10 protein-coding genes are annotated in these 12,302 nt (G+C 48.0%); 9 read left to right on the top strand and 1 reads right to left on the bottom strand.

Annotated features, from left to right (window positions below):
• The first annotated feature begins 144 nt into the window (after positions 1–144).
• The 3 genes from BM241_RS05175 to BM241_RS05165 all read left to right on the top strand — a co-directional run bounded on the left by BM241_RS05175 (position 145) and on the right by BM241_RS05165 (position 3,358).
• Positions 145–1,857 carry a 2-oxoacid:acceptor oxidoreductase subunit alpha gene (locus BM241_RS05175; RefSeq protein WP_092282196.1) on the top strand — a complete coding sequence of 571 codons (1,713 nt, stop codon included), beginning with the start codon at positions 145–147 and terminating at the stop codon, positions 1,855–1,857.
• Between the two features lie 5 nt (positions 1,858–1,862).
• Positions 1,863–2,714, top strand: a complete 852-nt coding sequence (locus tag BM241_RS05170) for a 2-oxoacid:ferredoxin oxidoreductase subunit beta (RefSeq protein WP_092282195.1) — start codon at positions 1,863–1,865, stop codon at positions 2,712–2,714.
• 137 nt (positions 2,715–2,851) lie between these two features.
• On the top strand, positions 2,852–3,358 hold the full coding sequence (locus tag BM241_RS05165) for a ferritin family protein (RefSeq protein WP_025747818.1): 507 nt from the start codon (positions 2,852–2,854) through the stop codon (positions 3,356–3,358).
• Positions 3,359–3,442: 84 nt separating this feature from the next.
• On the opposite strand, the gene BM241_RS05160 is transcribed toward BM241_RS05165, so the two are convergent.
• Positions 3,443–4,654: an isocitrate/isopropylmalate family dehydrogenase gene (locus BM241_RS05160; protein WP_025747817.1), complete on the bottom strand. Its 1,212-nt coding sequence runs from the start codon at positions 4,652–4,654 to the stop codon at positions 3,443–3,445.
• A gap of 326 nt (positions 4,655–4,980) precedes the next feature.
• On the opposite strand from BM241_RS05160, the gene BM241_RS05155 reads away from it, so the two are divergent.
• The 6 genes from BM241_RS05155 to BM241_RS05135 all read left to right on the top strand — a co-directional run bounded on the left by BM241_RS05155 (position 4,981) and on the right by BM241_RS05135 (position 11,963).
• Positions 4,981–5,742, top strand: coding sequence for a sugar phosphate isomerase/epimerase family protein (locus BM241_RS05155; RefSeq protein WP_025747816.1), 762 nt, complete (start codon positions 4,981–4,983; stop codon positions 5,740–5,742).
• Between the two features lie 46 nt (positions 5,743–5,788).
• Entirely contained in the window at positions 5,789–5,926 is a 138-nt protein-coding gene (locus BM241_RS12410; protein ID WP_156925091.1) for a hypothetical protein, read from the top strand.
• A gap of 65 nt (positions 5,927–5,991) precedes the next feature.
• The gene (locus BM241_RS05150) at positions 5,992–6,633 is read left to right on the top strand and encodes an IMPACT family protein (protein ID WP_143094057.1); all 642 of its coding nucleotides are present in this window, start codon (positions 5,992–5,994) and stop codon (positions 6,631–6,633) included.
• 135 nt (positions 6,634–6,768) lie between these two features.
• Positions 6,769–7,464, top strand: a complete 696-nt coding sequence (araD, locus tag BM241_RS05145) for an L-ribulose-5-phosphate 4-epimerase (protein WP_025747814.1) — start codon at positions 6,769–6,771, stop codon at positions 7,462–7,464.
• Positions 7,465–7,709: 245 nt separating this feature from the next.
• Complete coding sequence (gene yicI, locus BM241_RS05140; protein WP_025747813.1) at positions 7,710–10,034, top strand: alpha-xylosidase; 2,325 nt, start codon at positions 7,710–7,712, stop codon at positions 10,032–10,034.
• Between the two features lie 303 nt (positions 10,035–10,337).
• Positions 10,338–11,963, top strand: coding sequence for a GGDEF domain-containing response regulator (locus tag BM241_RS05135; RefSeq protein ID WP_092282194.1), 1,626 nt, complete (start codon positions 10,338–10,340; stop codon positions 11,961–11,963).
• Positions 11,964–12,302: the final 339 nt, after the last annotated feature.

The raw sequence follows: 12,302 nt of genomic DNA, 5'->3' as shown, positions 1-12,302 counted from the left end.
GGGAGGTGCGCGGTTAGCATCTTTATTCTGTTTTTGGTATTTTGTATATGAAAGGGGGTTTTAAATAAGCGGCTTGTCAAGGTAGGCAGTGTGTAAGAAAGCCATTTTACCGTAATTTAAAGAAAGAAACAAGGGAGTGAAAAGATGGATTACAGTATCCTGATAGGTGGCGCGGCCGGTCAGGGGGTGGAGACCCTGTCCAGCGTGTTCGAAAAGGTGCTCCAGAGAAATGGCTTCAAGGTTTTCAGCATAAGGGATTACATGTCAAGGGTACGCGGTGGCCACAACTTCGTTCAGATACGCTTTGGAGACCAAGAGCTTTTTTCTCACGCAGATGAACTGGATGGCATAATAGCTTTGAACGAGGAAACGGTTGACCTACACATAGGCAGGCTTAAGGCGGACGGTTTTGTAATTTGCGATAAGCAGGTTGCTCACGCCGATGACAGGGTAATGGCGCTTCCCTTGATGGAGGTCGCCAGGCGGGTCGGAAATGCCAGGGTGTCAGGAAGCGCTGCTTTGGGAGCGGCACTAGCGCTGCTAGGCATTTCAGCGACCGAAGTTGAGGCCGTATATTCGAAGATCTTTCGGCCCGATATAGCAAGGCAAAACGCCGAGGCCGTTTTGGAGGGCAGCAAGCTGGTACAGCCAAGGTACAACCTGTCATTGCCTGGGGATAACCTATCATTGCCGAAAAATAGCCTATCCTTGCCCAAGGAAGGCGAAAACATATTGATTAATGGCAACCAGGCCATTGCCCTCGGAGCGCTGGCGGCGGGCTGCAAATTCTATTCGGCCTATCCCATGACTCCGTCAACCAGCATAATGAATTATCTGGCTTCAAAGATGATGGACGCTGAAATAGTGGTTGAGCAGGCCGAGGATGAGATTGCTGCCATAAACATGGCAATCGGCGCTTCGTATGCAGGGGCAAGAGCCATGACTGGTACATCGGGCGGAGGGTTTTCCCTCATGGTGGAAGGGCTGGGACTGGCCGGCATGCTTGAAGTGCCGCTGGTCATAGTCGAGGTGCAGCGTCCGGGCCCGGTAACCGGATTTCCCACCAGGACCGAGCAGGGCGACCTGAAATTCGTGATTTCAGCTTCCCAAGGGGAGTTTCCACGCATGGTCATCGCGCCCAGAAATGCTGAAGATGCCTTTTACCAGACGGTGAGGGCCTTCAACCTGGCCGATAAGTATCAGATTCCAGTCATACTTTTGAGCGATCAATTCCTTGCCGATTCGACGGTGACCATAAAGCCATTTGATTTCGATGGAATACGCCATGAGAGGTACATAACGCATACTGTGGAGGATAAGCCTTACAAAAGGTACAAAATCACTCCCACAGGAGTATCGCCCAGGGTCATACCGGGTAAAATCCCTGGCGTTACGGTGCTGGTGGACAGCGATGAACACGACGAGTACGGCCATATAACCGAATCGGCAGACGTCAGGCAGCAGATGGTGGACAAAAGGCTGAGAAAGCTGGAGTATCTGAAGCAGGAATTGCAGGAGCCCTGGTTTTTGGGCGACGACGACTTTGATGTGTTGATTTTGGCGTGGGGTTCAACCTGGGGGCCGCTGGCTGAAGCGGTGTCGATGTTGAATAGCGGGCAGCGTACAAGATATGCTGCTCTGGTGTTTGGCGATGTATGGCCTTTGCCTACCAAGGTGCTTGTGGAAAAGGCCAAAAAGGCAAAGAAGATAATAAACGTAGAACAAAATGCCACCGGACAGCTTGCCTCTCTGGTGGCCGAGGTGGCGGGGATATTCTGCGACTTCAGCGTACTGAAATACGACGGAAGGCCGATGAGCCCACGATATATCTTTGAGAAAGTGAGGGAAAAGGAGTAGGGCTTATGAGCAATACAAATTATGTCATTTCAGAGGCTGCATGGTGTCCCGGCTGTGGCAATTTTAATATCCTTGAAGCATTGAAAAATGCCCTGGAGATTCTCGGGAAAAAGCCGCATGAAGTGCTAATCGTTGGGGGGATAGGTCAGGCCGCCAAGACACCTCAATATATAAACACAAACGGGTTTTGCGGCCTGCACGGTAGGGCGCTTCCGGCCGCTGTGGGAGCCAAAATGGTGAATAAGGACCTTACCGTTATCGTGCACACCGGGGACGGCGATTCATACGGTGAAGGCGGAAACCACTTCATACATAACATACGGAGAAACGTCGATATAACCCATTTTGTGCACGACAACCAGATATATGGGCTTACCAAAGGGCAGGCCTCTCCCACCACTGATTTGGGTCATGTTACCGAGGTTCAGGTTGCGGGCAATATAAACCCGCCTCTCAACCCAGTGCTTCTGGCTATAGCGCTGGGTGCAGGCTTTGTGGCACGGGCCTTCAGCGGCGATAAAGAACATTTGACATCGATCATGGTGGAGGCCATAAAGCACAAGGGGTATTCTCTGGTGGACATACTCCAGCCCTGCGTCAGCTTTAATAAGGTAAACACCTTTCAGTGGTACAGCAAAAGGGTTTACAAACTAGATGAGAGCTATGACCCTACCGATAAGCTGAAGGCCATGGAAAAGGCCATGGAGTGGGGGGACCGTATACCCATTGGCATAATCTATCGCGAAGAAAAACCCACATACTGCGATAAGATTGAATTCTTAAGGGAAGGCCCTGCACTTATAGATAGGCCCGTCGATATACAAAAGATAAAGGGGTATTTAAATGATTTCATTTAAGATTTATTTAAGACTGATATGGTATAATGCCGTATGATAGCAGAGCCCAACTGTTATCGCAGTGTGGTATTTTGTATTAGAGTAGTAGTATTAGAGTAGTAGAACATAAAATTAATAATACGAATAGGAGGATTTTTATGGAAAAGATCAGGAAGATATTGAAATTTGCCATGAGAATGGAGAAAAACGCCAAGGATTTCTATGAGTTTTATGCTGAGAAGGATGTCTCGGAGGAGACAAAGCGCATCTTTGAAGAGCTGATTGAAATTGAAAAGCAGCACTTTGACACCTTAAAGAAGGAATATGATAAGTTGGGCTTTACAGAGGCTCCCATAGATATCTCATGGGTGGTGGATGACAATTTTAAAGCCAGAGACCCTCATATATTGGCAGATAATTCCGATATGCTCCAAGAGGCGGATGTAGGGGTGTCGGATGTATCGGTAATGCGTATGGCCTATTTGATAGAGACCGACTTTTGGCACTTCTACAACAAGGCAGCTCAGGCGGTGGACGAGCCTGAGGTCAAAAAGCTGCTCACCGACTTGGCTGAATGGGAAAAGCAGCACAGCGATATGTTTTACAAAAAATACCTTGAGCTGCTGGATAAAAATTTGAGGGATATAAAAATTATTTTGGAGTGATTGGCATAAAATTTACGCCAGGGCAAAGCTGTTATAATCTTGTTTGCCCTGGCTTTTTTAATGGATTCATGAGACTGTCAAATGTCAATCTTTGAGCAGATTTGTATATTCTGCCCAGCGATTCTCCAGGTTTTCATCAGACAGCGTTTCCATTACGTAATCGGCAAATTGGGCGCCTGTGGCTCCCGTATCCCTGCCGGTTATGACCAGTTTTTTCTCGTATGTTCCGCAAATATCCAGTGCCATGTCCAGCTTTTTAGCTTTATCCCCATAGCCTATATGTTCAAGAAGCATGCCTGCAGCGCGGATTATGCTGCTGGGGTCGGCGTACTGGGTACGGCCCTCTTCCACCATGCGCGGAGCAGAGCCGTGTATGGCCTCGAACATGGCATAGCGTTTCCCGATGTTGGCGCTTCCGGCGGTTCCTACGCCTCCCTGCAGTTCGGCGGCCTCGTCGGTCAGTATATCCCCATAAAGATTGGGCAAAACTATCACCTTGAACTGCGTTCTGCGTTTGGGGTCCAAAAGCTTTGCAGTCATGATATCGATGTACCAGTCATCCCATTCAACTTCGGGATATTCTTTGGCCACTTCTCGGGCTACTTCTAGAAATTTTCCATCTGTGGTTTTGACGACGTTGGCTTTTGTCACTACCGTTACCCTGTTTAAGCCGGTCTTGCGGGCATAATCAAAAGCGGCTTTGAGGATCCTGTATGACCCTTCGTAGGTGGTTATGGTGAAGTCTATGGCCAGGTCTTCATTGACGTGAATGCCTTTGTTGCCAACAGCATAGGCACCTTCGGTGTTCTCGCGGAAGAAGGTCCAGTTTATGCCCTCCTGGGGTATCTTGACAGGCCTTACGTTGGCGAAAAGGTCAAGCTCTTTTCTCATGGCCACATTTGCGCTTTCTATGTTTGGCCATGGGTCTCCCGCTCTTGGCGTGGTGGTGGGGCCTTTGAGTATTACGTGGCACTGTTTGAGCTGCTCCAATACATCATCGGGGATGGCTTTGTTGTGCCTTGCGCGGTTTTCGATGGTCAACCCATCTATGACTTTGAACGTTACTTTGCCGGCTTTCACCTCATCCTGAAGCAAAAACTCCAGCACCCTTTGAGCTTGAGAGGTGATGTATGGGCCGATGCCATCACCGCCGACTATACCGATCACTATTGTGGGCAGCTTATTGTAATCGATAAAGTCCTGTTGGCTCTTCATCCTCTCTATCCTTTCGAGTTGCTCTTCAATGAGCTTCCCGAAATGCTCTTTTGCCCTTTGAATCATTTCTTCCCTCTTCATGATATGGTCCCTCCTGTTTTTAATTTTAAAAATTTTTCAGTTTAATTCGGGTGACACCTTATATTAGAAAATAATGCATCGCTTCGAACATAAAACATCCTCCAGCAAAGCTTATATGCTATGAGTAGCCCAGCATATAACTACAACGTTGTCCCCCTTTGGTCAAAATTAAAAGCTTTAAAACCAGCACCTGTTTACTTGAGTATACATGCTCTAAGTTTAATGGATTGAAAATCTAATTTCAAGACCAAATTCGTATTCAAAAGAGTTTGAACTGTGGTATAATGTAACATAGGTACATATCAAATAAAGAAAGGGTGTTTATTATGTCTGTTAAAATGCCCATCGCTTTACAGTTGTATACTCTGCGAAGTGAGGCCGAAAAGGACTTTATAGGTACTTTAAAAAAGGTGGCTGAACTCGGTTATCAAGGTGTGGAGTTTGCGGGGTATGGTGGACTCCCAGCAGATGAGCTAAGGGATGCGTTGAGAGAATTTAATTTAGTTCCAGTAAACAGCCATGTGGCAATAGAGAGGCTGGAGAAAGATTTGGACGGCGAGATTTCCTATGCGCTGGGGATCGGGCTTAAGGATATAACAGTACCCTATCTTGTTGAAAACAGGCGGAACAGCAAGGAAGCGTGGATAGCCGTTGCAAGACAATTGCAGGACATGGGCAAGAAAATTAAAGAGGCGGGTCTTAACCTGCACTATCACAACCACGCCTTTGAATTTCAGAAGTTTGATGGCAAGTATGGGCTGGATATCCTAATTGATAACACCGATGCCGATGTGGTCAAGCTTGAGGTGGATACCTTCTGGGTCCAGTATGCAGGCGTCGACCCTGTTGATTATTTGAAGGGCTTATCGGGCCGCGTTACCATGGTGCATCTCAAAGATATGATCAAGGGCCAGGAACCGCCCTTTGCTGAGGTGGGAGAGGGCTGCATCGATATTGCCGGCATCATAAGGGTCTCCAGGGAAATAGGGGTTCAATGGGGAATAGTTGAGCAGGATGTGTGCCAAAGGCCGCCGTTGGAGAGCGTTAAGCTGAGCATAGATAATCTTAAGAATATGGGTGTAATTTAAAAGGGATGCAGCCGGTGGCGGTAGATGTAATACTGGGGATTCAAAGATGAGAGGCATCTGGCGTTATGCAAAATGCGATGTGCAAGAGAAAGGGATATTTTCCGGTGTAAGGGGCGGTTACTTTGTTGTAAGAAGCCTTTCGGCGGATAAGGTATACAGCAGGTTAAAACTTGCAGAGGGGTAAAAAACTTTGGTGTCAGAAAGGGAGGAAAGGCGCAAGAGACTCCCTCTTGAAGAAGAGAGGGTCTCTTGCGCTCGTACATGATGAATAGGGAATACTGCACCATCAAGCAAAGAGCTCGGCATGAAATCGTGATACAGAAATCCAGATTCATAGGGGATGCATTCTATGTAAGTTCAGAGGGTGAGGCCCTTGAAAGGCTTCAAGATGTAAAGGCCGAGTTTCCTGATGCCACTCATCATTGTTATGCCTATATAGTAGGACAGGAAGCTTTGGTTCAACGGTTTAACGATGATGGCGAGCCCGGCGGCACTGCCGGGATGCCTATACTGCAGGTGATACAAAACAGGGAACTCAAAAATGTATTGGTGGTGGTAACGCGCTATTTTGGCGGGATAAAGCTTGGTGCCAATGGGCTGGTCAGGGCTTATTCTAGAACTGCTGCTGAGGTCTTGGATAGGGCCGGGACAAGGCGTATGGTATTGAGCCCCAGAGGCATTATATATTTAGACTATGCTCACATAGGACAGGTGGAGTATTTCTTGCGTCAGAAGGGCGTACACGTTGTCTGGGTGGAATACAGCGACAAAGTCACCATGCAGGTTGTCGTTCCTGTGGACTGGGACGAGTTTTGCGGTATGCTGAGGGAGATGTGTGGAGGAAATGTTGAATTTAGGGAAATGACGCCCGTCTTTCATTCATGGGAATAATTAAGGCTGATTGAGTTTTTGGTTGAAGCAGTAAAGCATTAGTGATTGAAGGAAGAGGGAAATATATTGACGAAACAACGGGCTTTCAATTGTATCGATTAGAACTAGAGGATAAAGAAGGGGTGATGTTTTAATATGCTTAAATGGCTTAAAGAGGCTGTGCTCGAGGCCAATTTGGAGCTGCCCCGGCGAGGCCTGGTTATATATACCTGGGGCAATGTCAGCGGCATATCCAGGGAAGAGGGCTTGGTGGTCATAAAGCCAAGCGGTGTCCCTTATGAAGAGTTAAAGCTGGAAGACCTGGTTGTGGTGGACCTTGATGGGAATCAAGTGGAGGGAAAGCTCAGGCCTTCATCTGATACTCCCACTCATCTGGTGCTGTATCGCGCTTTCCCCGAAATTGGAGGTGTGGTACATACCCACTCGTCGTGGGCTACCAGCTGGGCGCAGGCGGGAAGAGGCATTCCTGCGCTGGGCACCACCCATGCCGATTATTTTTACGGCGAGATACCCTGTACCCGTGACATGGCGGCTGAAGAGATACAGGGGGACTATGAGGCCGAAACCGGAAATGTCATAGTCGAAACGTTTAGGGCAAGGGGTATAAACCCCATGCATGTGCCCGGTGTACTGGTTAAAAGCCACGGGCCTTTCAGCTGGGGCAAAGACCCTCATGAAGCGGTTCACAACGCTGTGGTGATGGAAGAGGTGGCTAAGCTGGCTTTCCACACGTTTGCTCTATCGCCCAACGTCAAGGCCATTGATCAGGTGCTACTTGATAAGCATTTTCTGCGCAAGCATGGGCCCAATGCCTATTATGGGCAGAAGTAAGCCTGCTTGGCTTGTCTAGAGCCGATAGAGGGCGCTTTGTTGGCTCAACAGCGGAATTTTGGCAGTTGGATAAGGGTTTTAAAGAAAGTATTCGGTTAAGCTTCAAAATGCTTTAAAATCAGCGAGGGGTGTGTCAACCACTCTGTGTGTTATCGGCAATATTTTAAAAAGAAGAGTGCCGGATTTTTAAGAAGTTTTCAACAGGTATAAATACACAAAGCTTCTTGAGAGGAAAGGGTGATTGGATGAAGTTTACAAACGGTTATTGGCAGATGCGCGAAGGGCTTAAGGCTTTTTTTCCCGCAGAGGTACATGACGTGGAAATAAAGGGCAATTCCCTCATAGTGTATGCTCCCTGCAGGCACATAAGGCACAGGGGCGATACCCTGAATTGCCTGCTCTTTACGGTGGAGTTCAGCTCGCCCATGGAGGACGTTATCAGAGTAAAGATATGCCATCACAAGGGAAAGGTTGAAAAGCCGCCGTTTTTCAATATCAACGAAAAGCGCGATGTAAATGTCGAGATCGTGGATGGTGACGAATACGCCTCGCTCATTTCGGGACAGCTTAAGGTACGGGTGAGAAAGCAGGGCGACTGGCGGGTGGAGTTTCTGGGGCGAGACGATGAGCTGGTCACCGAGAGCAGCTTCAGGAATATGGGCTATATAGTCATGGACAGCGGTGAGACGTACGTGCACGAGCAGCTGCTGCTTAAAGTTGGGGAATGCGTATATGGGCTGGGTGAGCGGTTTACTCCTTTTGTAAAGAACGGGCAAACGGTGGATATGTGGAACGAAGACGGGGGTACCAGCAGCGAGATAGCCTACAAGAATGTCCCGTTTTACATGACCAATCAGGGGTACGGGGTATTTGTCAACCATCCCGAGAAGGTGTCGTTTGAAATAGCCTCCGAGAAGGTAAGCCGCGTGCAGTTCAGCGTGCCGGGCGAATACCTCGAATACTTCATAATCTACGGCCCCGAACCCAAGAAGGTACTTGAGAAGTATACCGACCTTACCGGCAAGCCGGCTCTTCCGCCGGCCTGGTCGTTTGGGCTGTGGCTTACTACCTCCTTTACCACCAGCTATGATGAAAAGACCGTCAACAGCTTTATCGATGGCATGGCTGAAAGGGATATCCCCCTCCATGTGTTTCACTTCGACTGTTTCTGGATGAAGGAGTTTCATTGGTGCAACTTTGAATGGGATGAGAGGGTATTCCCCGACCCTGAGGGTATGCTGCGGAGGCTAAAAGAAAAAGGGCTCAAGATATGCGTGTGGATCAACCCATATATTGCCCAGCGTTCCAGGCTGTTTGAAGAGGGCATGAAGCACGGGTATCTGCTCAAGCGCCCCAATGGCGATGTGTGGCAGTGGGATATGTGGCAGGCCGGCATGGCTCTGGTCGACTTTACCAACCCCGAGGCACGGGAATGGTTTAAAGCCGAGCTGAGGCGCCTGCTTGATATGGGCGTGGACGCTTTCAAGACCGATTTTGGCGAGAGGATACCCACCGATGTGGTGTATTACGATGGGTCGGATCCGGTAAAGATGCACAACTATTATACTTATTTATACAACAAGACGGTGTTTGAGGTGCTGGAGGAGAAGTACGGCAAAGGCGGAGCGTGCCTGTTTGCGAGGTCGGCTACGGCAGGGAGCCAGCAGTTCCCGGTTCACTGGGGAGGCGACTGCACGGCGAGCTATGAGTCAATGGCCGAGACTTTGAGGGGAGGCCTATCCCTTGGGATGTCGGGCTTTGGCTTCTGGAGCCACGACATAAGCGGCTTTGAGCACACCGCCACGCCGGACCTGTATAAGAGGTGGGCGGCTTTCGGCCTTCTATCTTCCCACAGCCGCCTGCACGGCAGCAGCTCCTACCGGGTGCCCTGGCTGTTTGACGAGGAAGCAGTGGATGTGGTCAGGCACTTTACAAAGCTGAAATGCAGGCTCATGCCCTACCTGTATGCTGCGGCCTGCGAGGCTTCTCAAAAGGGAATTCCCGTACTGAGGAGCATGCTGCTCGAGTTTCCAGACGACCCCACGTGCAGCTATCTTGACCTGCAGTACATGCTTGGCGGGGCTCTGCTGGTGGCTCCCATATTCAACGATAAGGGCATAGCCAAATATTACCTCCCCGAGGGGCGATGGACTCACTTCCTAGATGGACGGGTAGTGGATGGCGGACGATGGATAAGGGAGAAATACGATTATATGAGCTTACCCCTATGGGTAAGGCCCAATTCCATAGTTGCTGTGGGTGCAGTTGATACAAGGCCCGATTATGATTACAGCCAGAATGTAACCTTCCATATCTTCCAGCTGGATGATGGCAATGCCGTGGAGGCAGAGGTTCCCAACATCCACGGCCAGGCTGAAATGCGCGTGCGGGCCGAAAGAGAAGGCGATATCATCACCGTTACCGTGGATAACGCTGCCAAGCCGTGGAATGTATTGCTGCGCAACATCACGCCGGTGGAGGTTATAAAGGGAATAAGGGCTTCTCAGGATTCATTGGGGACTTGCATCAAGGCTGAGGAAGGGACTGACCAAATAAGGGTACGAATATGATAAGAGGTTTTGCTATATCTGAAGCGCTTGGATGCATGAAAGATAAGGGGCTAAGAGGGCGTTTCCCGGCTCCTTATCTTTTATTTTGGCTGTGTGGGCCGGCTTTTAGGGCCGGCCTTTAAATTTTCAGAGTTTTTGAACTCATCGATACGGCGTTTAACATTGCTGTCTGAGGTTTACCTATATATAGTAAGGTTTTGGGTATATAATCCATATTGATTTTGTGTACTTGACTTTTTAAGTAGGCGAGATTAGATTATAGGAGGAATATCTGTTGACTTTACAAAGGGATGAAATTGGAATATGAGCGAAAAACTTGAAAAAAAGAGGATTCTGCTGGTTGAGGACAGCCGCCTGACGGCTGCCATGGTGGCCGATTTTTTGGTTAAAAATGGCTTTGAAGTAGAGGTCGTGCCTACGGGAGAAGAAGTGGTACAGCGGATAGAGGAGGGTATAATTCCCGATTTGATCTTGATGGACATAGAGCTGGCCGGGGAAATGGATGGCATTGAGGCAGCGGATATCATATCGAAACAGCAGGATGTACCAATTGTATTTCTCACCGCCAACACGTCAAAGGAGATCATTGAGAAGATTAGAAGGGTTAAAGCGTATGGATTTGTGCTCAAGGATACCGACAGGATTGCACTGCTTTCCACGATAGATATGGCTATGAGGCTGCACGAAGCAAGCGTGTATGCCACCATGTTTGAACGCCTTTTTGAGACTTCCGTAAATGAGCTCTATATATTTAACCCGGAGTCGTTCAGGTTTGTGGTGGTCAACAGGGCCGCCACAAGCAATTTGGGATACAGCTATCGTGAGCTTGAGGCAATGACGATTTTTGATATAAATCCACAGCTGGATACTGAAACCTTGAGAGAAATCATTAAAGGATTGATGCATGGCAAACAGGAGCGGGTGGTGCTTAATACTGTTCACAGAAGGAAGGATGGCTCGCTGTATTACGTAGAAGCATACCTGCAGCTCTTTGAATACAGGAGATCCAAATACTGCATGATGTTTGCGGTTGATGTCACTGAACGAAAAAAGGTCGAGGACGAACTTGATGAGAGCAGGAAGCAGTATGTCGAGCTGGCACAAGAGGCTCCCATTGGTATATTGAAGTGCGATGTGGAGGGAAATATTGTATACATAAACAAAAAAGCCCTGGAGATACTCGGATCTCCGGGGGTGGAGGAAACCAGTAGTATAAACTTCTTGACATTTCCATTGCTTGTCGAGGCAGGCCTGTCGCAAAAATTAAAGGAGTGTATGGAAAACAACCTGTCCCAGACTGTAGAAAAGTCTTATACATCAAAATCGGGAAAAAGCATCTGGCTCAGGACTCACATCAAACCCCTTTTAAATAAGGATGGAATGGTAAAAGGTGCCCAAATCATAATGGATGATATAACCGAAAAGAAAGAGATGGAGAGGCAGCTTTACGAGATGTCCATCACCGATCCCCTGACCAATGCGTATAATTTCCGATATTTTACCAAAAAGCTTGAAGAGGAGATTTTGCGGGCGCAGCGATACGGCGAAAGCTTTACGCTCATAATGTTTGACATAGACCGATTTAAGAGTTTCAATGATTCCTTTGGCCATCAAGTGGGAGACTTGATACTGAAAGCCACGGTTGATATGGTGAAGGGACGAATACGGAGAACCGATACTCTGGCACGGTGGGGCGGTGAGGAGTTTATAATCCTCCTTCCAAATACCAAGCTGGAGGATGCGGTGAAATTGGCCGAGGAACTGCGCCAGAAACTGATGCAGCTGAAAGTGGGAAACGACGATAGTCTGACCGCCAGCTTTGGCGTGGTTGAATACCAAGAAGGTGATACAGCGGATTCCATTGTGAAGAGAGCTGATGCAATGATGTACAGGGCAAAAAATGATGGGAGAAATTGCGTGAGATATTGATGAGTTCCCTAATGTCGGTAGATTTTGCGAAGCCATTGTCTTTATACTATATGGTGGGATATACTGGTCATGATAAGGCGGATGGAACCATGGTAAGAGGGTGTAATACCCCTTGCCATGGTTTTTATATTTTGGCGCTGGGTGCCGCTTGTTCAAAATCTGTTGCTTCCAGCCTATAATCTATAGTTATCCCGAATATTACGATTCTCAATTTTACTCTTGCATGTTTTATGGATATAATTATTGAAAATTGCAATATTAAATGCAACACTTTTTAAGAAACAGTATGATATAGATATCCATTTTTTACCTCTATGCTTTTGATAGAATATATCATGT

This window comes from Caldicoprobacter faecalis, from assembly GCF_900115765.1.
GTDB lineage: Bacteria > Bacillota > Clostridia > Caldicoprobacterales > Caldicoprobacteraceae > Caldicoprobacter > Caldicoprobacter oshimai.
Note: the sequence above shows the minus strand (reverse complement) of the source record. Positions and strands in the feature narration are given on the sequence as shown.

Bases quoted from the DNA above. Each gene is read 5' to 3' on its own strand.
- BM241_RS05175 (WP_092282196.1), top strand. From the start codon at position 145: ATGGATTACAGTATCCTGATAGGTGGCGCGGCCGGTCAGGGGGTGGAG.
- BM241_RS05170 (WP_092282195.1), top strand. From the start codon at position 1,863: ATGAGCAATACAAATTATGTCATTTCAGAGGCTGCATGGTGTCCCGGC.
- BM241_RS05165 (WP_025747818.1), top strand. From the start codon at position 2,852: ATGGAAAAGATCAGGAAGATATTGAAATTTGCCATGAGAATGGAGAAA.
- BM241_RS05160 (WP_025747817.1), bottom strand. From the start codon at position 4,654: ATGAAGAGGGAAGAAATGATTCAAAGGGCAAAAGAGCATTTCGGGAAG.
- BM241_RS05155 (WP_025747816.1), top strand. From the start codon at position 4,981: ATGTCTGTTAAAATGCCCATCGCTTTACAGTTGTATACTCTGCGAAGT.
- BM241_RS12410 (WP_156925091.1), top strand. From the start codon at position 5,789: ATGAGAGGCATCTGGCGTTATGCAAAATGCGATGTGCAAGAGAAAGGG.
- araD (WP_025747814.1), top strand. From the start codon at position 6,769: ATGCTTAAATGGCTTAAAGAGGCTGTGCTCGAGGCCAATTTGGAGCTG.
- yicI (WP_025747813.1), top strand. From the start codon at position 7,710: ATGAAGTTTACAAACGGTTATTGGCAGATGCGCGAAGGGCTTAAGGCT.
- BM241_RS05135 (WP_092282194.1), top strand. From the start codon at position 10,338: ATGAGCGAAAAACTTGAAAAAAAGAGGATTCTGCTGGTTGAGGACAGC.